Origin of the sequence: Streptomyces sp. 1331.2 (genome assembly GCF_900199205.1) — a bacterium.
Classification (GTDB): Bacteria; Actinomycetota; Actinomycetes; order Streptomycetales; family Streptomycetaceae; genus Kitasatospora.
Genome location: NZ_OBMJ01000001.1, coordinates 7,592,580 through 7,612,681 on the forward strand (window position 1 = coordinate 7,592,580; position 20,102 = coordinate 7,612,681).

Below are 20,102 nucleotides of genomic sequence, written 5' to 3' on the forward strand. Positions count from 1 at the left end.
GTGGCCCGCCCCCTTCCCATGTCGAGGACCTGACAATCATTCACCGGCCGCCGACCGGTAATACGGCGGCCCGCTCCCGTGGTGTGGGGGCGGGCCGTTGTGGTGTCGGTGCGGGGTGGGTCAGTTGAGGGCGGCGAGGGCGGCCTGGTAGTCGGGCTCGTCGGCGATCTCGGGGACGAGTTCGGTGTGCAGGACGGTGTCGTTCTCGTCGAGGACGATGACGGCGCGGGCGGTGAGGCCGGCGAGGGGGCCGTCGTTGATGGCGACGCCGTAGGTGTCGTGGAAGTCGCGCCCGCGCAGGGTGGAGAGGGTCTTGACGTTGTCCAGGCCCTCGGCGCCGCAGAAGCGGGCCTGGGCGAAGGGCAGGTCGGCGGAGATGCACAGCACGACGGTGTTCTCCAGGGCGGCGGCCTGGGTGTTGAAGGTGCGCACGGAGGTGGCGCAGGTGGGGGTGTCGATGCTGGGGAAGATGTTGAGGACCTTGCGCTGTCCGGCGAAGTCCTTGAGCGAGGTGTCCGCGAGTCCGGCGCCGACCAGCGTGAACGCGGGGGCCTGGGCGCCGGCGGCGGGCAGCGCGCCGCCGACCTGGACCGGGTTCCCCTTCAGCGTGACCTGAGCCATGAAAAGCCTCCTACCGGCGGTGTACGGGAATGCAACGCCGCCGATCCTACTGCCCGGCCCCGCCACCCCCACCGGGTGACCACCGACCGGACACCCACCCCCCTACCCGCCGGGACAGGGCCTGTTCCGCCTCACGCCTGCGTGCCCGCCCCCGTGTTGGTGTCCGCGCCCGCGTCCGCGCGGGGGCCGGGGAGCGTGAAGCCCACACCCGTGAGCTCCTTGGTGGGGTTGTCGTTCCCTGATGGTCGGTATGGTGTCGGGCGCGGTGGTGTTCGTCACCCTCCCGGTTTTGCTGGGGTGGTGTCGTGTGGTGGGGTGTTTGGGCTTCATCGGCGGGTTTGATCGGCGGTACCCGGGGTGGTGTTCGGTTTGTTCTGTTGTCGGGGTTGTTCGGTGCAGATTCATGAGAATTGTCTGTGATCGTGTGCTGGCTGCGTCCGGTGTAGGACCGGTGGGGTCATGGTGGGTGGGCGCGTTTGCCGTCCGGTGACGCGTGTGCCGCTTGTTGTCATGGTCTGTCTGTGCTGTCGGTACGACCGGAGTCGAGGGAATCCCATCTGATGGACGCACGTGACGACTTGTCGGGTCCGGGCACGTTGGACCGCCCGTATCCGGGTCAGGTGGCGGGCTGGCCGTTGTCGCGGCCCGCGCATCCGCGCAGCCTGTTCGATGTCATCGCTGCTACTGCTGACGCCCATCCCGATGCGCTCGCGCTCGATACCGGTGACACTGTGCTGGACTATCGTGCTCTGCTCCGCCGGGTCGATGTCCTGGCCGCTTCGCTTGCCGCCCGTGGTATCGGTTGTGGTGACCGCGTGGGTGTGCGTATCCCTTCGGGTACGGCCGGCCTGTACGTCGCGATCCTTGCCGTGTTGCGCTGCGGCGCTGCTTACGTTCCGGTGGATGCCGAGGATCCCGACGAGCGCGCGGAGATGATCTGGCGGGATGCCGGTGTGTGTGCTGTCCTGGGCGCGGACGCTGTCCTGGATGCGGGGTGCGCTCGCCCGGGTGGGCGCCCGGCGTGGCCTGCGCCCTCTGACGATGCCTGGATCATCTTCACTTCCGGTACGACCGGCCGTCCCAAGGGTGTCGCGGTGACTCACCGTGCCGCTGCTGCTTTCGTCGATGCCGAGGCCCGTCTTTTCCTGCGCCATCGCCCCTTGGGTCCCGGTGATCGTGTCCTGGCCGGTTTGTCGGTGGCTTTCGATGCCTCGTGTGAGGAGATGTGGCTGGCGTGGCGTCACGGCGCCTGCCTTGTGCCTGCCCCGCGCTCTCTCGTCAAAGCCGGCAGCGATCTCGGCCCCTGGCTGGTGGAGCGGCGTATCACGGCGGTGTCCACCGTTCCTACCCTGCTCGCCTTGTGGCCGCAGGAATGCCTGGAGGCGGTGCGCCTGATCATTGTCGGCGGTGAAGCCTGCCCGGCCGAACTCGTCGAGCGTCTGGCCATCGGCGGCCGCGAGTTCTGGAATACCTACGGTCCTACCGAGACCACTGTCGTCGCCACTGCCGCCCGTCTGTTGCCCGGCCGTCCTGTGCGCATCGGCGTCCCTCTGGACGGCTGGGAGATCGCCGTCGTGGACCCGGCCGGAAACCCTGTGCCCTGGTACGGCAGTGGTGAACTGCTGATCACCGGCGTCGGTACCGCCCGCTACCTCGACCCCGTCAAGGACGCCGAGAAGTTCAGCGCCCACCCTGCCCTGTCCTCACCGCGCGTCTACCGCAGCGGCGATCTGGTGCGCAACGACCCCGAAGGCCTGGTCTTCCTCGGCCGTGCCGACGACCAGGTCAAACTCGGCGGCCGGCGTATCGAGCTCGGCGAGATCGACGCCGCCCTGCAGGCCCTGCCCGGTATCCGGGCCGCGGCCGCCGCCGTGCGCAAGACCCCCGCCGGCGCCGACCTGCTCGTCGGCTACCTCGTCGCCCGCCCCCACACCACCCCGACCTCGCCGCCGCCCGCCGCCACCTCCTCGAACAGCTGCCCGCCCCGCTGGTCCCGGTCCTCGCCCTCGTCGACTCCCTGCCCACCCGCACCTCCGGCAAAGTCGACCGCGCCGCCCTGCCCTGGCCCCTGACCACCACCACCGGCCCCGCCACCACCACCAACGCCACCGGCACCGCCGCCGGCCCCGCCGCCACCACCACCGCCACCGGCACCGGCCTCGACGGCACCGCGGGAACGGCCGATCCCGGCCTCGGCGGCACCGCCGGCACTGCGGGAACGGCCGATCCCGGCCTCGGCGGAACCGCCGGCACTGCGGGAACGGCCGATCCCGGCCTCGGCGGAACCGCCGGCACTGCCGGAACCGCCGGCCCCGGCCTCGGCGGAACCGCCGGAACTGCGGGAACGGCCGGTCCCGGCCTCGGCGGAACCGCCGGAACTGCGGGAACGGCCGGCCTCGGCGGAACCGCCACCGCCGCGGAGCCGCGGGAACGGCCGGTCCCGGCCTCGGCGGCACCGCGGGAACCGCCGGCCCCGCCACCGCCGCGGGAACCGCGGGAACGGCTGGTCCCGGTTTCGGCGGCACTGCCGGTCTGCTCGCCGCGCAGTGGGAGCGGCTGCTGGGTAGCGCGCCCGGTCTCCGTGATGACTTCTTCGTCCTCGGTGGTTCCAGCCTTACCGCTGCCCGTCTTGTCTCGGAGCTGCGTACCCGTCACGGTGGCGTCTCTGTCGCCGATCTGTATGCCCACCCGGTCCTGGCTGACCTCGCGGCCTATCTCGACACCCTCACCCCCACCACCGCACCCCCCACCACCGCGCCCCCCGACACCCCCGGCACCGCCACCGCCGCGGGATCCGCGGGAACGGCCGGTTCCGGTTTCGGCGGTACTGCCGGTCTGCTCGCCGCGCAGTGGGAGCGGCTGCTGGGTAGCGCGCCTGGTCTCCGTGATGACTTCTTCGTTCTCGGTGGTTCCAGCCTTACCGCTGCCCGTCTTGTCTCGGAGCTGCGTACCCGTCACGGTGGCGTCTCTGTCGCCGATCTGTATGCCCACCCGGTCCTGGCTGACCTCGCGGCCTATCTCGACACCCTCACCCCCACCACCGCGCCCCCCACCACCCCCGGCACCGCCACCGCCGCGGGAACCGCGGGAACGGCCGGTCCCGGTTTCGGCGGTACTGCCGGTCTGCTCGCCGCGCAGTGGGAGCGGCTGCTGGGTAGCGCGCCTGGTCTCCGTGATGACTTCTTCGTCCTCGGTGGTTCCAGCCTTACCGCTGCCCGTCTTGTCTCGGAGCTGCGTACCCGTCACGGTGGCGTCTCTGTCGCCGATCTGTATGCCCACCCGGTCCTGGCTGACCTCGCGGCCTATCTCGACACCCTCACCCCCACCACCGCGCCCCCCACCACCCCCGACACCGCCGACACCCCCGACACTGCCGGCACCGCCGGCCCCGGCCTCGGCGGCACCGCCGACACCCGCGACACCGCCGGCACCGCTGACACTGCCGGCACTGTCGGCACGGCTGGCACTGCTGGCACTGCTGGTGGGCGGGCTGGGCGTGGTGACCCGGCTGCCGGTGTGCGGTGGCGCCCGGTGCGCGGTATCCCGCGTACTGCCGTGGTCTGGCAGAGTCTGTTGCTCTTGGCCATGTTTACTCTTGCCGGGCTGCGTTGGATTCTGGCGCTCATTGCTTTGGACAATCTCACCGGTAACCATCTTTCCTGGGCCCCGCACAGTTCCTGGTGGCCCGTTGCTGCCGGTCTCGTTCTCTTTTACAGTGCCCCCGGCCGTACCCTGCTCGCCGCTGCCGGCGCCCGCGTTTTCACTGCCGGTATCCGCCCTGGCAGTCATCCCCGTGGTGGTCATGTCCATCTGCGTCTGTGGGCTGCCGAACGCTACACCGCGCTGTTTGCTACCGCGGCGCTCGCCGGTACCCCTTGGGCGGTGCGCTATGCCCGTGCTCTGGGTTGCCGGGTCGGGGAGGGCGTGCGCCTGCACACTCTGCCTCCTGTCACCGGCCTCGCCCGCCTGGGTGCCGGCAGCTGTCTGGAACCCGAAGCCGACATCGCCGGCTGGTGGCTCGATGGTGACACTCTCCACCTGGGCCGCATCGACGTCGGTGAAGGCGCCCGTATCGGCCACCGTGCCACCCTCATGCCCGGCGCCCGTATCGGCGCTCACGCCGAGATCGCCCCGGGCTCCTGCGTCACCGCCACCGTCCCTGCCGGCGAGCACTGGCACGGCTCCCCGGCCCGTCCCGCCGCCCGACCCGGCGCCTGCTGGCCCGCCGAGCCCGCCCCTGCCGCGCGTACCCGCAATCCCTGGAACCTCGCCTACGGTGCCGCTTTCGCCTTCCTGGGCCTCGTCCCGGTCATCTCCGCCCTGCCGGCCCTGGCCATCGTCTACCCCCTCATCGACACCGACCGCACCCTGGCCGACGCCCTCCTGCAGCTCCTGCCCGCCACCATTCCCCTCGCCGCTCTCACCCTGCTGTGCCACGCCGCGCTCATAGTGCTGCTCGTGCGCCTGTTCTCCCTGCCCCTGACGCCCGGCCACCACCGCGCCGACGGCCGTGTCGCCTTCTGTGCCTGGGCCGTCAGCCGCCTCAGCGACACCGCCCGCCGCACCCTGTTCCCCTTCTACGCCGGCTTGTTCACCCCCGTGTGGCTGCGCCTGCTCGGCGCCCGCATCGGCCGGCGTGTCGAAGCCTCCACCGTCCTGGCCCTGCCCGGCCTCATGCACGTCGACGACGGCGCTTTCCTCGCCGACGACACCCTCATCGCCCCCTACGAACTGCGCGGCAACTGGCTGCGTCTGGGCCCCGCCCACATCGGACGCCGTTCCTTCGTCGGCAACTCCGGCATCGTCGGCCCCGGCCGCCACCTGCCCGCGAACTGCCTCGTCGGCGTCCTGTCCGACGCCCCCCAGGGCGCCCCCGAAGGCTCCTCCTGGCTCGGCCGTCCCGCCTTCGCCCTGCCCCGCGTCGCCGACAGCGGCGCCGACGCCCGCACCTACAACCCGCCCCGGCGCCTGATGTGGGCGCGTGCCGGCGTCGAAGCGTGCCGGCTGCTGCCCGTCATCCTCGCCGCCCTCCTGGGCGACCTCGTCCTCGCCGTCCTGCAGGAACTGCGCGACGCCTACGGCCTGGGCACCGCCCTGGCCGGCGCCGGCCTCGTCCTCATCGGCGCCGCCGTCATCGCCTGCGCCCTCACCACCGCCGCCAAATGGCTGCTGGTCGGACGCTTCCGCCCCGCCGAACACCCCCTGTGGTCCACCTTCGTGTGGCGCAACGAGCTCTACGACACCTTCGTCGAGGAACTCGCCATGCCCTTCGGCGGCCACACCCTCACCGGCACCCCCTACCTGAACGTGTGGCTGCGCAGCCTCGGCGCCCGCATCGGGCGCGGCGTGTGGTGCGAGACCCACTGGCTGCCCGAGAGCGATCTGGTCACCGTCGAAGCCGGCGCCAGCGTCAACCGCGGCACCGTCCTGCAGACCCACCTCTTCCACGACCGCGTCATGCGCCTGGGCCCCGTGCACCTCGGCGCCGGCTCCACCACCGGCCCGCACTCCATCGTCCTGCTCAACGCCACCCTGGGCGCCGGCGCCTGCGTCGGCCCCGCCTCCCTCGTCATGCGCGGCGAGAACGTCCCCGGCGCCACCCGCTGGCTCGGCAACCCCGTCGCCGCCTGGAACGCCGACCCCACCCCACCCCCCGGCCGGCGCGCCCAACGCGGGCGCCGCCGCAGCACCACCCGCTGACCCGGGACCGGCCACCGCACACGGCCCCGGGCCCGGGTGCCGCCCGGACACCGGCATCCGCTCACGCACCGGCGCTGCTCATGCACCGGCACCCGCTCACGCACCGGCGCTGCTCATGCACCGGCACCCGCTCACGCACCGGGACCGGGCACCGCACACGGCCCCGGGACCGGGCCCAGGTGCCGCCCGGACACCGGCACCCGCTCACGCACCGGCGCCCGCTCACGCACCGGCACCCGCTCACGCACCGGCGCTGCTCACGCACCGGCACCCGCTCACGCACCGGCGCTGCTCACGCACCGGCACCCGCTCACGCACCGGCGCTGCTCATGCACCGGCACCCGCTCACGCACCGGGACCGGGCACCGCACACGGCCCCGGGACCGGGCCCAGGTGCCGCCCGGACACCGGCACCCGCTCACGCACCGGCGCTGCTCACGCACCGGCACCCGCTCACGCACCGGGACCGGGCACTGCACACGGCCCCGGGACCGGGCACCGCACACGGCCCCGGGACCGGGCCCAGGTGCCGCCCGGACACCGGCACCCGCTCACGCACCGGCATCCGCTCATGCACCGGTGCTGCTCGTGCACCGCAGGTGCGGGCGCGTAGCTGGTAGTGGAGGTCTTCCCGGCGCCCGGCGCCCGGGCTGCGGTGGTTCCTCAGGCCGGCCCGGATCTCCTCCAGGGTCGCCGTGCCGGGTGCGTCGCCGCGCAGGGCCAGCGCGGCGGCGGCTTCCAGACGGGCGTCGACGTGAGGGTCCGCGAGGCGGGCCGCCAGCACGGCGCGCAGCGCCGGGGAGTCGGTGTCGCAGTGGGCCAGGCCGTGCAGCGCGCTCGTCCGGATGTGCTCCACCGGGTCGTCGGCCAGGCGCAGCAGGGCGGCCAGGGCGTGGGGGCGCTGGGCCGTGAGAGCGGGCAGCGTCCGGGCGACGGCCCCGTGTACGTCCGGGGCGCGGTGGCCGGCGTGGGCCGGGACGGCCGCCGGTTCCTCGCGCGTGCATGGACGCGCTCCTCGGGCTGAGGCCCGAGGATTGCGGCCCGTGCCGCAGAGTGCGGCACGACCGTGGCTTCCTGCTTCACCGACCTGTGCCGACGCTTGCGCCGGTCTTACCTGGTCTCCACAGGCCTTTCGAACCCGAGGGTTGCGTTCCCGCCCGTCCGGCGGTACCTGACCCGTCGGCCGTACCTGACGCCGTTGCGCCGTGACGGCGAATCGGCTCTTTCTGACCCGCTGACGCGGGAAAGTCGGCTTCACCACCGCCGTGAACGGCGGAACACTGCCGACGATCCCGGTAGCCGGTGAAGGCGGAGACGACGGCGGCTCGCAGGGCGTACGGGTCGCGTTCGGTGCCAGCAGCGGGCGCAGGAACGCTCTGCCTCCCGGGCGTACGGCGGTTCGCCCTCGACCTCGGGGTTGAAGCCGTACCCCAGGAAGTCGATCGCGTCGAGCGCGAAGCGCCTACGGCCCAGCGCCCCGCCGCCGCCGTCGCCGTCGCCGCTGCCGCTGCTGCCGCTTGTCGCCGTCGCCGTCGTCGTCGTTGCCGTTGCCGTTGCCGTTGCCGCTGCTGCCGCTTGTCGTCGTTGCCGCTGCTGTCGCTGTCGCTGTCGCTGTCGCTGTCGCTGTCGCTGCTGTCGCTGCCGCTGTCGCTGCCGCTGCCGTCGCTGTCGCTGCCGTCGCTGCCGTCGTCGCTGCTGTCGTCGAGGGCGTCTTCGGCGGCCGCGTGGGCCCAGTCGAACATCTCCTGGCTCTGCGCGAAGGCGATCCGGCACAGCGACTCGTGCCAGTCGTCGTGGCCGGGGTCGGCGTGGACCAGGGCGCGGGCCATCAGCTCGTCCGGCGGGTGGTGGATGCCGGGCCTTGCCTCCACAGCGGTGATGACCGCCCACAACGCCGACAGCCCGCACCGCCCCGGCCCCGGCCCGGGCCATGCGCAGCGCGCGCCGGTGCGGGCTGTCGGCGTCCGGCGGGTCGCGCAGGGGGGGCATCGGCGCGTCCAGGGTCCGGTAGGCGCCGTTCCCGGTGGCCCAGGGGCGGGTCGGGTCGACGTCCCAGCGCACGACGAACTCCCCGGGCGGCCTCCGGGCGCCCGGCGTACGCGGCGGGCGCCGGCAGCGCGGTGCCGTCCTCGTTGGTGAACCCGCGCGCGTCCTCCAGTACGTCGAAGACCGTGGTGTCGTCGCCGCGCTCGACGGCGGCCGGCAGCATTGGAAGACCCCGCCGGCCGATCATGCCCGCGCCGCGCCCATCCCTGGGCGAGCGCTTTTGCCGGCGACCGCCGGCCGTCCCTTCGGCGCCCGGGGTGCCGGACAAGGCCGGGGGCCGGGGCCGCCGACGGCACGATCGAAAGACGGCGGCCCCGGCCCCGGGTCCGGGTTCCGTACGGGCGGGGGCATCGACCGCGGACGTGCCCGTACGGGTGCGGTCGCCCGCCATTCGACAACTTCAACAGGACTTGAAGTCAAGCCCCCGCACCTCCCGGCAGGCCACCGGCAGGCCACCGGCACCTCCCGGCAGGCCCCCGCCAGGGCTCCGGCAGGGCCCCGGCCGTCCGTGTGGTCCCGGTGCCGGGTAGCCTCGCTCTGGGCAGGGCCTTGGGACGAGGCGGACAGGGCGGGCGGATGACGGAGCAGCAGCGCAGCTACTGGCGGGTGTCGGACGGTGCGGCCGTCAGCGCCTCCCAGGCACAGATCGTGTGGACCAGGGCGGCCTACCCCGCTCTGGTGGAGGTGGCACGCCGCTACCACGCGGTGATCACTTCCGCGGACCTGGCCGAGGCGGTCCAGGAGGCCTCCGGGGTGCGTACCCGGGTCAACCAGCGGCACTGGATCGGCAAGGTCCTGTCCCTGGTGGTCCTCGAAGCCCACCGGCGCGGCGACCCGCCGCTGACGGCCCTGGTGGTCCACGCGGCGGACGGCAAGGTCGGCGCCGGCTACCAGGAGGTGCTGGCGGTGGCCGGACAGCCGCCGCTCGCGCAGGAGATGGACCGCGAACAGCACGCCGCCGCCGCCCGCCTGGCCTGCTACCGGCACTTCGGCGCCGACCTGCCCGCCGACGGCGGCACCCCCGCCCTCGCCCCGCGCCTGCGCGCCGCACTGCAGCGCAAGACGGCCGCCACCACCACCCGCACCTCCGCGCACGCCGCCGCCTCCGTCTCGGCTGCGGCCGCTGCGCCGCGGCCGCCGGCGATCTGCCCGAACTGCTTCCTGGAACTGCCGGCCACCCGGGTGTGCGACTCCTGCGGGCAGAGCGTCGCACCCTGACCGCCCCTTCGGGCGCAGGCGGCCGGTGGCCGGCCGTCACCGGGTGCCGGCTGTCACCGGGTGCCGGCCGGCGCGGGCATCCGCCCGGGCATCCGCCAGCCCTGGGCCAGCCGTGAGGGGGCCAGGCGCCGCCCGCCGCCGAAGAACTCGCAGAACTTCATGATCAGCGGGTCCCAGCCGAGCGGGTCCACGTAGTGGCCGGTACCCGGCACGATCAGGCTCTCCTCGACGTGCGCGCGCACGACCGTGACCTCGAAGGCCGTACAGCCCTCGTTGCCCGCCATCGGCGTCGCCGCCTCCAGCCGGCACTCCAGCTGCACCGGGCACTCGGCCGCCCGCGGTGCCCGCACCAGCTCGCCCGCCACCTCGGTCAGCCCGGCCGCGGCGAACTTGCCCCGCTCGTGGCGGTAGCCCTGGCGCAGCCGGTACTCGGCGATGCGCGGGTTGGCGGTCAGCAGCGCCAGTGCGTCCACGGCGTCCACCTGCGCCGAGGAGGGCAGGTTCAGCACGCACTCGCCCTCGCGCCGCAGGTTGGCCGAGGTCTGGGAACTGTTGCCCAGCCCCAGCACGCAGGACTGCCCCAGCCACCACGCCGAGGACATCGGCGCGAGGTTGGCGCTGCCGTCCTCGTTGCGCGAGCCGATCAGCACCACCGGGGTGCCGAAGTACAGGACCTTGAGGTCGGTCACCTTGTGCACGGGAACTGCCGTCCTTGGGGGGTCGGGGGAGGGGACTGTCGTCGGCCACCGACTCTGCCCCCGCCCGCCCGGCGGCGCTGGCGGGGATCGGACATCCAGTTCCCGCCACCCGCCACCCGCCGCCCGCCGCCCGCCACCCCGCCACCCGCCGCTCCGCCGCTGACGGACCGGCCGGCCTGTCAGCCCACCGGTCCCCGGGCGGCGACCTGACGGGCCTGGCCGTCACGCAGCCGGTAGGACAGGCCCACCACCGCCACCGTGCCCTGGGCGACCTTCGCCGCCAGCGCCTGGGAACGCTCCACCAGCAGGTCCACCGTCTGACGGATGTGCTCGTCCACGATCGCGTCCCGGTCCTCGATGCCCGCCGCCTTCGCGGACAGCACGCTCGGCGTCACCCGCTCCACCACGTCCCGCACGAAGCCGCCCGGCATCCGCCCCTGCTCCAGCGAGTCCAGCGCCGCCGCCACCGCACCACAGGAGTCGTGCCCCAGCACCACCACCAGCGCACAGCCCAGCACGCTCACCCCGTACTCGATGCTGCCCAGCGCCTCCGCACCCGTCACGTGCCCGGCGGTACGCACCACGAACAGGTCGCCCAGCCCCTGGTCGAAGATGATCTCGGCGGCCAGGCGGGAGTCCGAACAGCCGAACAGCACCGCGAACGGCCGCTGCGCCGGCGCGAGCGCGGCCCGGCGCCCGGCGTCCTGATTGGGATGCTCAGGGTTGCCCGCGACGAACCGGGCATTGCCCTCCAGCAGCACCCGCAGCGCCTCGCCGGGGTCGGATATCGGATCGGGATCGGAAGCCGCCGTGGAGACGGATATCGGTGTGGGGATCATGCCAGCACCCTAGATCGTCCCAGGTCGGGCCCGCAGCCGGGGGCCGGGCGGGGGCCGGGCGGTGCCGGTCGGTGCCGGTCGGCCGCGGGCGGGTTGCCACCGGGCTGCGCAGGGCCAGGACGCCCGGTGCCCTGCTGTCCCCTGCGCCCGGCCGGCCGGGCCGTCCCCCGGGCCGTCCCCCGGGGTGGTCGGCGCGGTGGGGCGGGCGCAGGCGGGCCGCGCCGGACGGGGAGGCCCGTCTGTCACCGCCGGTGGGTACGGTGGCAGGCGTGTCCACCCCCGAGCCCCGCCCGGCCTCCGAGCCCCGCCCCACCTCCGGGCCCCGCCCGGCCTCCGGGCCCCGCCCGGCCTCCGGGCCCCGCCCGGCCTCCGGGCCCCGCCCGGCCTCCGAGCCCCGCCCGGCCTCCGGGCCCCGCCCGGCCTCCGAGCCCCGCCTGGCCTCCGAGCCCCGCCCCACCTCCGAGCCCCGCCCGGTTCGGGTGCCCGTCGCCGACCTCGTGCGGCTGCGCCGGGCCCGCGACCGGATGGACCGCGACTACGCGCAGCCCCTCGACGTGCCGGCACTCGCCCGCACCGCGCTGATGTCGCCCGGCCACTTCTCCCGCAGCTTCCGCGCCGCCTACGGCGAGACCCCGTACAGCTACCTGATGACCCGCCGGATCGAGCGGGCCAAGGCGCTGCTGCGGCGCGGGGACCTGAGCGTCACCGAGGTCTGCCTGGCGGTCGGCTGCACCTCGCTGGGCTCCTTCAGCACCCGCTTCGCCGAACTCGTCGGCGAGAGCCCCAGCGCCTACCGGGCCCGCGACCACGAGGACGGCGCCGCGATCCCCGCCTGCATCGCCAAGATCCGCACCCGCCCGGTGCGCCGCCCGCAAGCCAGCGGCGGGATCCCTCCCGTAGCGTGAGCCCCATGAGCATCGAACTCGCGCAGTGCTTCATCGCCGTCGACGACCACGACCGGGCCCTCGCCTTCTACCGCGACGTCCTCGGCTTCGAGGTGCGCAACGACGTCGGCTTCGAGGGCATGCGCTGGGTCACCGTCGGCTCGCCCGACCAGCCCGGTGTCGAGATCGTGCTGGAGCCGCCGCTGGCCGACCCCAACGCCTCCGAGGACGACCGCCGGGCCGCCGCCGAACTCCTCGCCAAGGGCCTGCTGCGCGGCGTCATCTTCCGTACCGACGACTGCGACGCCACCTTCGAACGCCTGCGCGCGGCCGGCGCCGAAGTCCTCCAGGAACCCATGGACCAGCCCTACGGCGTGCGCGACTGCGCCTTCCGCGACCCGGCGGGCAACATGCTGCGCTTCAACCAGCCCCGCACGGCCTGACCGCCCACCGCCCCGGTCCGGTCCACCCCCGTGGGGCCGGGCCGGGGCAGCCGGCGGGCGATCAGTGGTCAGGGGCCCGGCCGGTGGGTGCGCAGGCAGGCCAGCAGGACCTGGGCCACCGTGAGGGCGGCAAGCACCGACCACGGCAGGAGCCCGGCCCCCGCGGCCAGGATCGCCGGGGCGAGGACGGGCCAGACGGTGGCCAGGCCTGCGCCCGGGTGCGGGTGCGGGTGACGGAGCATCATCGGTGCTCCTGCGGGCATCGCGGCGGGCGGGTCTTCGGGCGGGCCGGTGTGCGGGCCGGTGGCGGTCATGAGGCCTGGCGGGCCCGGTCGAGGAAGGTGCGCAGCGCGGCCCAGGCGTCGGCGGGGGCATGGGGGTCGCCGGACATCGCGGCGGGGTCCTCGCGCCAGGCGGTGCGCACGGCGCTCGACAGGGTGGTGTCGCCGCCGCTGAAGAGGCGGGCGAGTTCGTCGAGGCGTTCGGCGATGCGCCGCACCCGGGGGTCGGTGGGGGCGGTGCCGGCGGTGCGCAGGGCTTCGGCGCGCCGGTAGAGCTGGGGCCATTCGACCTCCAGCAGGTAGTGGGCGGCGGGGCCGAGGGCGGCGGCGTGGTCGGCGAGGGCGTGCAGCTGGTCGTCGTCGAGGTGGCGGCGCAGGGCCTCCTGGGCTGCGGGGCCGGTGGATCCGGTGGCGCCGGTGGCCCGGACCAGGCGCAGCAGGTCGGCGGTGTCGGGGGTGCGTGAGGCGGTGAGTTCGCCGTGCAGGTGGGCGAGGCGTTCGTGCAGGGCCTGCAGGGCGGTGAGGGAGGCCTCGGTGGCGGCCAGGTGCTCGCCCACCAGCCGCACGGGGTCGATGCCGGCGTCGAGGCAGGTGGCGATGGTCTCCAGGCCCAGGCCCAGGCGGCGCAGGGCGAGGACCTGGTAGAGGCGCACGACGTCCTGTTCGGTGTAGGCGCGGTGGCCGGAGGCGGTGCGCCGGGAGGGGCTGAGCAGGCCGATCCGGTCCCAGTGGTGCAGGGTGCGTACGGTCAGGCCGCAGGCCTCGGCGAGCGGGCCGACCTTCCAGGTCTGTTCGGTGGGCATGGCACGAGCATCCCTCCTCACGTCGCGTCAGGTGCAAGCCCGGGTGCCTCAGGCCCGGACCTCCCGATGCGAGAACCCCCGCCCGCCGCTTCGCCCCGGCCGTCGGCGCCGACGGGCTGCACTGCGCCGTGCGCCGCCCCGGCGTTCGGCCCCGAACAGGGCCACTGCCGCCCGTTCGGCGGCTGCCACGACCGGTCCACCGTCCACGACCCCGCGCTCGCCCGCGACCTCGACGGCTGGTTCCTGACGGACAACGCCCCCGGCGGCCGGGTCGCCGGCGCCCGCCCGGTGCGGCACGCCCGTTCCGCACGCCCGTTCCGGCCCGCCCGTTGCGGCACGCCCGTTCCGGCCGTCCGGCCGTGCGGCCGTGCGGGCTCAGGGGGAGGGGGCCGGCGCCGCGCCGGGCGCGGTGTCGCCCGTCAGGGTGCGCAGCAGGTCCTCGCCCAGGGCGAGGCCGGCCTCGGACTCGTCGGGCAGGCCGTAGTCGCGGTACCAGTCGCCCGGGGCCTCCGGGTGCGGGCCGCTGACCGCCACCCGCCCGGCACCGTACGGGGCGACGACCACGGCCGGGCGCCCGCCCGGGTAGCGGGCGAGGACCTGGGTGCCGGGGCCGTCGACGTCGAAGTACGGCCCGTCCTGGAAGTACATCCGCTGCGGGCGCCCGCGCCACAGCACGTCGACCAGCCGGTCCCGCTCGTCGCTCACGCTCGCGCCCGGCGAGCGCGCGTACTGCCCGGAGTCGCCCGGCAGCAGGTCGAAGCCCGGGTCGCCGGCCAGGTAACCGCCCATGCACAGCCCCAGGTACCGCCCGCCGCCGCGCACATAGGCCCGCACCAGCTCCGGGGAGAAGCCGCTCTCGCGCCCCAGCAGCTCCCACGCGGTGCTCACCTCCTGCCCGTTGCTGCCACCGGGCTGCACGTACAGCGCCACGCCCGCCAGCGCGGACGGGCCGAACCGCAGCCGCTCCCGCGGCCCCACGTAGCGCACCGCGAACCCGCCGTGCTCCAGCATCGTGCGCGCCGCCTCCGGACAGCCCTCGCAGGCTGCCGGCCCCCGGTACACCAGCGCCAGCGGCCGGCCGTCCGCCGGCTGCGCCTGCCCGTCCCCGCCGGGGGAGCCCCCGCAGCCCGCCGCCACCACCGCCAGCACCACCGCCAGCGCAGCCCGCACCCGACCACCCCGCACCCGCCCACCCCGCACCCGCGCCACTCCTCCCCGGGGCCGCGAACCGCCTGCCGCGACGACGCTACGTCCCGCCCGCGGCCCGCCGCGAACCCGGGCCACGATCGGGTGGGTCCGCCGCGCCCGCGTTGACGACCGGTCCGGCTGCCAACGGTGCGGGCAGGCAGGGCAGTTACCGGTTCCCGGGCAGGCAGCCCGCCACCGCCGGCAGGTCCTGCTCGGCGATCGGCGCATCCGCCGGCCGCACCTCGCGGGCCGGCTCCTGCAAAGCGCCCAACTCCCCGGCCATCGCCAGCACTTCACCGGCCACCGTCACCGAGGCGACGATCGCGCCGATCACCACCACCAGCTTCCACGCCGCCCCCGCCCCCGGCCCGCCGCAGCGCCGCACCCTGTCCGCCGCAGCGCCGCAGCGCCGCACCCTGCCCCGCTGCTCCAGGACGGGCTGCGCGCGGTCCGGGTCGGCGTCCTTGCCGCCCGCGGGGACCATCAGGTCGCCGGTGGCCGCCGGTCCCGCACTGCCGATCACCGGCGCATCCACCAGGGCGACGCCGTACGGACGTTGTGCCCGCAGCCCGGCGACGGCCCGCGGGCCGATCGAGGACATGTCGATCCACGGGTGCCCGGCGCCGGCTCCGGGGCGAACCGCCGGGCGTGGCGGCCTCGGTGACGCCCCCGGCCCCGAGAGCGGCCCCGAGAGCGGCCCCGGGAGCGGCCCCGGGAGCGGCCCCGGTGGTGGGGGTGACGGTGAGGGCGGCCCGGGTGAGGCCGTCGGCGCGGCCGGGGGAGCGGTTCCCCCGGTCCGCGATCTCCCGGCAGGTCGCCACCCGGGAAGGCGAGTCGGGTACCGCGCTGTTCGACTGCCTGGCCCGCGCAGTGCGCCTGACCGGACACGGCCGCACCCTGCTTCCGCACGCCGAGGCGATGCCGGAACGCCTCGGCGCCACCCGCAGCGACCTGGCCGCGCTCACCGAACTCACCGCCGGGTGCCTGCGGGTGGGCGCCTTCGACAGCGCCAACGCCGCCCTCGTCCCCGCCGCCTTCCGCACCGCACACCCGCAGGTCGCGATCAGCCTCACCGAAGGCCTCTCGGCCCACCTGCTGGACCTGCTCGACGACGGCGCGATCGACCTCGCGGTCGTCGCCTGCTACGCGCAAGCCGCCTACGACAGCGAGAAGTTCGCCCTGCACCCGCTGCCGCAGGACCCGGTGCCGGCCTTCCTGCCGCCGGCCCACCGCCAGGCCGAGGCCACCCTCCTCGCGGCCTGCCTGCGCAGCGGCTTCCAGCCCCGCATCGAGGACACGGCCGCCGCCTGGAGCGCCGAACTCGGCCTGGTCGCCGCCGGGTTGGGCCTCACCCTGATCCCCTTCCTCGCCGCCCGCGCCGCCCGCGCCGCCCGTGCCGCCCGTGCCGCCCGCGCCGCCCGCCCCGACATTGCCCTCACCCCCCTGCGCCCCGGCGGCACCCCTGTCCGCCACGTCCACACGGCGACGAGGAAGGGCCGGCGTGCGGCGCCGGCGGTGGAGGCGTTCACAGCCCTGCCGGGAGAGGCCGCAGGGGGAGCGGGCGGGGGCCGCCCTGCCGGGAGAGGCCGCAGGGGGAGCGGGCGGGGGCCGCTCCTACCGGCGCAGGGCGAGGACGCCGGCCAGGGTGCTGAGCGCGGGGCCCAGCAGCAGGAGCAGGCGGCGGGGCCGGGACTGCAGGGTCAGGCGCAGCCCGCCCACACGCAACTCCAGGAACGGGCGGGCGGAACGCTGCTGTCGGCTCACGTGGATCTCCGGGGATCGGGACAACTCGGTACGTCCCCCAGCACAATGGCCTGCACGGCAGTTGCGGCAGGCCGCAACCTCGACTTGCGGCGAACGGACGCACCATGCCGGCCGTGCAACACCGAGGAGGGCGTGCGTGACGCGGGAGCAGATGCCCGTACGGCGGGGGCTGGCCCCGCTGGACGAACGGCTGTCGGAGCCGGAGCGGCGCTGCGCGGAGCGCCTGCGGGAGCTGCGGGAGCGGATCGGCCTGTCCTCGCAGGAGTTGGCCGAGCGGCTGAGCGGGGACGGGATCCGCGTCGACCGGACCCGGCTGTCGAAGTTCCTCAACGGCCGGGAGGTGCCCCGCCGCGAGATCGCGCAACGGCTGCACCGGCTGGCGGCCGCGTGCGAGGGCGGGGAGGTCTCGCCGCAGGAGGTCGCGCAGACCCGGGCGCTGATGTACGCGGCGGCGTGCGAGCGGAGCCCGCTGCAGGCCCGCGAGTTCGAGCTCGCCACCGCCCGCGAGGACCTCTACCGCCACCGCGCCCGGGCCGTCCAGGAGTTGGCCGACCTCAAGCAGGAACTCCAGGACGAGCGCGTCCGGCGCCAGGACGCGGAGCAGGCCCTGGAGGACCTGGTCTCCCGCGGCCGTGAGGAGGCCCGCATGCTGACCGAGGAACGGGACGCCGCGCTTGAGCGCATAGCCCGGCTCGAAGAGCAGATCCGGCAGGCCAGGGCCGCGCTCAGGCTGCGGGAGCGGGCCGTCGAAACCCTCGACCAGCTCTCGTGCGCCACGGATGTCGAACTGGCCGTGTGGGAGGGCGGCGGCCCGGGGGGCCTGGCGGGGATCTGCGCGGCGGTCGTCCACCTGCGCGACGCCGACGAGGACGAAGCAGCCGAACGACTCATCGAACAGACCGTGCTGGGCTACGCCGTCCGGGACGTCATGCGTCTCGTCGAGGAGTTCGAGGCGATGCGCCGGGTGTACGACAGCACCAGCGTCGAGCGTGCGCTTGCCCGGCTGCGCAAGCCCGTCGACCTCTTCCACTTCCTCTCCCGGGAGAGCGGGGAGGCAAAGGCGCGCTCGGCCCTGCTGACGGCGGTGGCCTCCTTCGCGCCCGTCGAGCACCTCGTCAGGCTTCACAAGGCCTGTGTGGAGCACGGGAGTTCGGAGCTGGACAGCGCTCTTCGCCGGGCCATGCTCAAGGAGGGACGGACGGTCCCGCAGACCAGCGAAGGCATGTGGGCGATGGACCTCAGGAACGCACTGGGCGTCTGAACGGACGGGCGGGACCGGGGTCCGGCGCCGGCCCGACCGGCGTGAGCGGCCTTGACCTCAAGGCGGCTTGAGATCCTACGGTCGATCGCATCCAGGCGATCAGCGGCCGGACCGGACCGGCAGAAGGAGAACAGGACATGACGACGATCAACACGTACGCGCCGGAGGTCATCGCCGCCCAGCCCATCGGCGCCTGGAGCGGGCAGACCTACCGCCGCGTGGTGGGCGCCCTGCGCGAGCAACTCGCCGTGGAAGGCCTGACCCAGCCGCACTGGTGGACGCTCAACCACGCGGCCGGCCGCCCCGGCGGCTGGACCCGCACGGCCCTCACCCAGCGCCTCACCCCCTACGACGACCAGGACACCGCCTTCGACACCGTCTACGACGACCTGATCGCCCGCGGCTGGCTCACCGAGGACGCCGACGGCGCCTTCACCCTGACCGAGGCCGGCGAAGCCGCACGCCTGCGCGCCCGCGACCGCAACCTGCGCATCCACGAACGCGCCCACGAAGGCATCGACCCCGACGACTTCGTCACCACCATCAACGTGCTGCGCCGCATGGTGGCCAACATGGGCGGCAACGGGAACCTGCCCGACTGAGGCGCCGGACGGGGGAGCGGGGACACAGGGGAGCGGGGGAGCGGGGGCGGGAGAGCTGAGGCGCGAGGAGCGGGGGCGTCGGGGCACTGGGGGGAATTGACCCATGGAAACGGTCACCGATTGCCACCTGATCATGGGCCTTTCCGGCCGTAGGTTGATCACATGACGACGACGAAGAACCCCGCTCCCGCCGCCCCCGCCCAGGCCCCCGCTCCCGCCACCTCCGCCCAGGCCTGCGCCGCCGCCCCGGTCCTGACCCGCTGCGCCGAGGCCGAGACCTGCGCCGACCCCAGCTCCACCATGACCCTGCTCGCCGAGACGGACCCCGGCCAGGGCGGCTTCACCGTCTACCGCTCCACGTTCGCCCGCGGCGCCGCCGGCGCCCCCTCGCACTTCCACACCCGGGCCTGGGAGCTGTTCTTCGTGATCAGCGGCTCGCTGGAGGTGCTGGTCGGCGAGGAGACCACCGTCCTGGGCGCGGGCGACTTCCTCGCCGTGCCCCCGCACACCCCGCACGCCTTCGCCGCCGCGCCGGGCGCCGAGGCCGACGTGCTGTTCGTGTTCACCCCCGGCATGGACCGCTTCGACTACCTGCGCCTGCTCGGCAGCGTCATGCGCGGCGAGACCGAACCCGGGGCGATCGCCGCCTCCGGCGAGCGCTTCGACAACCACTACGTCGACAGCCCCGCCTGGCGCGCCGCCCTGGCCGCCCGCACCTGAGCGGCCCTACCGGCCCCGGGCGCTCGACGGGCCGGGCCGGGCCGGGTGTGGAACGGTGGAAGACCGGGGGTGCCCCGGTTGCGAGAGGAGTGGCCATGTCGTCGAAGCGCCGCCGCAAGAAGAAGGCCCGGGCCAGGCGCGGGGCCAACCACGGCCGCCGCCCCCAGTGCTGAGCGGCTGAGCGGCCGACCCGCGGCCGCCGGCGGACCTTCGCCGACGGCCGCACCCGGCTGCGCACCGCGCCCCGGGACGTCACCGTCCGTGGTCGCAGCAGCCGGTGTCCCGGGGAGTCGGCGGGCATCCGGCCGGGTGCCGGCCCCGCCACCCCACGGCAGTCAACCAACGATGGACGACGCGGCCCGGCCGCGTCGTCCATCGTTTGTCGGCCGGTGCGGCGCATCGTTCCTGGCGGCCCCGGCCACCGTCCAGGCCGCCCGGAGCACCACGGTCCACCTGGCCAACGGGAGCGGCTGTCATCGACGCCCGAGCCCCGACCCCCGAGACCGCCATCGCCTGAGCGACATCGAAGGCCCCCATCACACGATGGGGGCCTTCGCCTTGTCACAGCAGGTGTCGACCGTCATGGGTCCGGACACTTGGTGCGCTGTCGCCCCGAAGCGCGTCCAGGACGCGCACGGCATAGACCTCGGCCATACGTTCGGACACCTCGGCCGGTGTGAGCCAACCGACCTCGACCGACTCTTCCGAGAGCCGCATCGCCTCGCTCTCCGGTCGGCAGCGGAAGACGAGGGCGACGATCCCCCGGCTCATGTTCTTGTAGACGCCGGTCAGCCGCTCGACGCCGACCTTGACCCCGGTCTCCTCGTAGACCTCGCGACGCACGCCGTCCTCAACGGACTCCGCCAGCTCCAGGACCCCGCCCGGCGGTTCCCAAGCTCCGTTGTCAGCCCGACGAATCACCAGCACCCGGCCGTCCTCGCGCACCACCACCCCCGCGACGGACACCGAGTGGAGCGGCGTTGACTGGATCTTCCCGGCGCTGTTACTCATGTGCAGGAGGATAGGAGCCCTGA

18 protein-coding genes and 2 pseudogenes are annotated in these 20,102 nt (G+C 74.6%); 10 read left to right on the forward strand and 10 right to left on the reverse strand.

Features of this window, described 5'->3' with window-relative positions; all coding sequences use genetic code 11:
* Positions 1–120: 120 nt before the first annotated feature.
* Positions 121–621: a thiol peroxidase gene (gene tpx / locus CRP52_RS32870; protein WP_097234559.1), complete on the reverse strand. Its 501-nt coding sequence runs from the start codon at positions 619–621 to the stop codon at positions 121–123.
* 560 nt (positions 622–1,181) lie between these two features.
* Here tpx and CRP52_RS32875 point away from each other — a divergent pair.
* From CRP52_RS32875 to CRP52_RS32895, 3 genes and pseudogenes are all read left to right on the forward strand, one after another.
* A pseudogene (locus tag CRP52_RS32875) lies at positions 1,182–2,743 on the forward strand (amino acid adenylation domain-containing protein); the annotation flags it as partial.
* A 410-nt stretch (positions 2,744–3,153) separates the two neighbouring features.
* Positions 3,154–6,321: a Pls/PosA family non-ribosomal peptide synthetase gene (locus CRP52_RS32890; protein WP_373560580.1), complete on the forward strand. Its 3,168-nt coding sequence runs from the start codon at positions 3,154–3,156 to the stop codon at positions 6,319–6,321.
* Positions 6,322–6,940: 619 nt separating this feature from the next.
* Positions 6,941–7,345 carry a hypothetical protein gene (locus CRP52_RS32895; RefSeq protein ID WP_097234527.1) on the forward strand — a complete coding sequence of 135 codons (405 nt, stop codon included), beginning with the start codon at positions 6,941–6,943 and terminating at the stop codon, positions 7,343–7,345.
* A 55-nt stretch (positions 7,346–7,400) separates the two neighbouring features.
* Here CRP52_RS32895 and CRP52_RS37445 read toward each other — a convergent pair whose 3' ends face one another.
* Positions 7,401–8,150 (reverse strand): hypothetical protein, encoded by a 750-nt coding sequence (locus tag CRP52_RS37445; RefSeq protein ID WP_143685590.1) that lies wholly within the window; start codon positions 8,148–8,150, stop codon positions 7,401–7,403.
* A 793-nt stretch (positions 8,151–8,943) separates the two neighbouring features.
* On the opposite strand from CRP52_RS37445, the gene CRP52_RS32905 reads away from it, so the two are divergent.
* On the forward strand, positions 8,944–9,585 hold the full coding sequence (locus CRP52_RS32905; RefSeq protein ID WP_257032203.1) for a hypothetical protein: 642 nt from the start codon (positions 8,944–8,946) through the stop codon (positions 9,583–9,585).
* 53 nt (positions 9,586–9,638) lie between these two features.
* Here CRP52_RS32905 and CRP52_RS32910 read toward each other — a convergent pair whose 3' ends face one another.
* Together CRP52_RS32910 and CRP52_RS32915 are read right to left on the reverse strand one after the other, a co-directional pair.
* The gene (locus CRP52_RS32910; RefSeq protein ID WP_097234526.1) at positions 9,639–10,283 is read right to left on the reverse strand and encodes a flavin reductase family protein; all 645 of its coding nucleotides are present in this window, start codon (positions 10,281–10,283) and stop codon (positions 9,639–9,641) included.
* 179 nt (positions 10,284–10,462) lie between these two features.
* Entirely contained in the window at positions 10,463–11,122 is a 660-nt protein-coding gene (locus CRP52_RS32915) for a carbonic anhydrase (protein WP_097234525.1), read from the reverse strand.
* Between the two features lie 524 nt (positions 11,123–11,646).
* Here CRP52_RS32915 and CRP52_RS32925 point away from each other — a divergent pair.
* Positions 11,647–12,027 carry a helix-turn-helix transcriptional regulator gene (locus CRP52_RS32925; protein WP_218893151.1) on the forward strand — a complete coding sequence of 127 codons (381 nt, stop codon included), beginning with the start codon at positions 11,647–11,649 and terminating at the stop codon, positions 12,025–12,027.
* Positions 12,028–12,032: 5 nt separating this feature from the next.
* The gene (locus CRP52_RS32930; protein WP_097234522.1) at positions 12,033–12,449 is read left to right on the forward strand and encodes a VOC family protein; all 417 of its coding nucleotides are present in this window, start codon (positions 12,033–12,035) and stop codon (positions 12,447–12,449) included.
* 68 nt (positions 12,450–12,517) lie between these two features.
* On the opposite strand, the gene CRP52_RS38640 is transcribed toward CRP52_RS32930, so the two are convergent.
* The 4 genes from CRP52_RS38640 to CRP52_RS40055 all read right to left on the reverse strand — a co-directional run bounded on the left by CRP52_RS38640 (position 12,518) and on the right by CRP52_RS40055 (position 15,592).
* Positions 12,518–12,694 (reverse strand): hypothetical protein, encoded by a 177-nt coding sequence (locus tag CRP52_RS38640; protein WP_179853009.1) that lies wholly within the window; start codon positions 12,692–12,694, stop codon positions 12,518–12,520.
* A gap of 65 nt (positions 12,695–12,759) precedes the next feature.
* Positions 12,760–13,533: a MerR family transcriptional regulator gene (locus tag CRP52_RS32935; RefSeq protein ID WP_097234521.1), complete on the reverse strand. Its 774-nt coding sequence runs from the start codon at positions 13,531–13,533 to the stop codon at positions 12,760–12,762.
* 375 nt (positions 13,534–13,908) lie between these two features.
* Positions 13,909–14,703 carry a BPL-N domain-containing protein gene (locus CRP52_RS32940; RefSeq protein WP_179853010.1) on the reverse strand — a complete coding sequence of 265 codons (795 nt, stop codon included), beginning with the start codon at positions 14,701–14,703 and terminating at the stop codon, positions 13,909–13,911.
* A gap of 184 nt (positions 14,704–14,887) precedes the next feature.
* The gene (locus tag CRP52_RS40055) at positions 14,888–15,592 is read right to left on the reverse strand and encodes an NAD(P)-binding domain-containing protein (RefSeq protein ID WP_257032979.1); all 705 of its coding nucleotides are present in this window, start codon (positions 15,590–15,592) and stop codon (positions 14,888–14,890) included.
* A 47-nt stretch (positions 15,593–15,639) separates the two neighbouring features.
* On the opposite strand from CRP52_RS40055, the pseudogene CRP52_RS39000 reads away from it, so the two are divergent.
* A pseudogene (locus CRP52_RS39000) lies at positions 15,640–16,242 on the forward strand (LysR substrate-binding domain-containing protein); the annotation flags it as partial.
* 93 nt (positions 16,243–16,335) lie between these two features.
* On the opposite strand, the gene CRP52_RS38645 reads toward CRP52_RS39000, so the two are convergent.
* On the reverse strand, positions 16,336–16,485 hold the full coding sequence (locus CRP52_RS38645; RefSeq protein WP_179853011.1) for a hypothetical protein: 150 nt from the start codon (positions 16,483–16,485) through the stop codon (positions 16,336–16,338).
* Between the two features lie 136 nt (positions 16,486–16,621).
* On the opposite strand from CRP52_RS38645, the gene CRP52_RS32960 reads away from it, so the two are divergent.
* The 3 genes from CRP52_RS32960 to CRP52_RS32970 all read left to right on the forward strand — a co-directional run bounded on the left by CRP52_RS32960 (position 16,622) and on the right by CRP52_RS32970 (position 19,068).
* Entirely contained in the window at positions 16,622–17,746 is a 1,125-nt protein-coding gene (locus CRP52_RS32960) for a helix-turn-helix domain-containing protein (protein ID WP_097239718.1), read from the forward strand.
* A 137-nt stretch (positions 17,747–17,883) separates the two neighbouring features.
* Positions 17,884–18,348 (forward strand): MarR family winged helix-turn-helix transcriptional regulator, encoded by a 465-nt coding sequence (locus CRP52_RS32965; RefSeq protein WP_097234517.1) that lies wholly within the window; start codon positions 17,884–17,886, stop codon positions 18,346–18,348.
* Between the two features lie 162 nt (positions 18,349–18,510).
* Positions 18,511–19,068, forward strand: a complete 558-nt coding sequence (locus CRP52_RS32970) for a cupin domain-containing protein (RefSeq protein ID WP_097239719.1) — start codon at positions 18,511–18,513, stop codon at positions 19,066–19,068.
* Positions 19,069–19,629: 561 nt separating this feature from the next.
* On the opposite strand, the gene CRP52_RS32975 is transcribed toward CRP52_RS32970, so the two are convergent.
* On the reverse strand, positions 19,630–20,091 hold the full coding sequence (locus CRP52_RS32975) for an NUDIX hydrolase (protein WP_179853098.1): 462 nt from the start codon (positions 20,089–20,091) through the stop codon (positions 19,630–19,632).
* Positions 20,092–20,102 lie beyond the last annotated feature (11 nt).

What these genes read in the sequence shown, in the direction of transcription:
- tpx (WP_097234559.1), bottom strand. Translation starts at nt 621, where the DNA reads ATGGCTCAGGTCACGCTGAAGGGGAACCCGGTCCAGGTCGGCGGCGCG.
- CRP52_RS32915 (WP_097234525.1), bottom strand. Translation starts at nt 11,122, where the DNA reads ATGATCCCCACACCGATATCCGTCTCCACGGCGGCTTCCGATCCCGAT.
- CRP52_RS32965 (WP_097234517.1), top strand. Translation starts at nt 17,884, where the DNA reads ATGACGACGATCAACACGTACGCGCCGGAGGTCATCGCCGCCCAGCCC.
- CRP52_RS32905 (WP_257032203.1), top strand. Translation starts at nt 8,944, where the DNA reads ATGACGGAGCAGCAGCGCAGCTACTGGCGGGTGTCGGACGGTGCGGCC.
- CRP52_RS32925 (WP_218893151.1), top strand. Translation starts at nt 11,647, where the DNA reads ATGGACCGCGACTACGCGCAGCCCCTCGACGTGCCGGCACTCGCCCGC.
- CRP52_RS37445 (WP_143685590.1), bottom strand. Translation starts at nt 8,150, where the DNA reads ATGGCCCGCGCCCTGGTCCACGCCGACCCCGGCCACGACGACTGGCAC.
- CRP52_RS32935 (WP_097234521.1), bottom strand. Translation starts at nt 13,533, where the DNA reads ATGCCCACCGAACAGACCTGGAAGGTCGGCCCGCTCGCCGAGGCCTGC.
- CRP52_RS38640 (WP_179853009.1), bottom strand. Translation starts at nt 12,694, where the DNA reads ATGATGCTCCGTCACCCGCACCCGCACCCGGGCGCAGGCCTGGCCACC.
- CRP52_RS32930 (WP_097234522.1), top strand. Translation starts at nt 12,033, where the DNA reads ATGAGCATCGAACTCGCGCAGTGCTTCATCGCCGTCGACGACCACGAC.
- CRP52_RS32970 (WP_097239719.1), top strand. Translation starts at nt 18,511, where the DNA reads ATGACGACGACGAAGAACCCCGCTCCCGCCGCCCCCGCCCAGGCCCCC.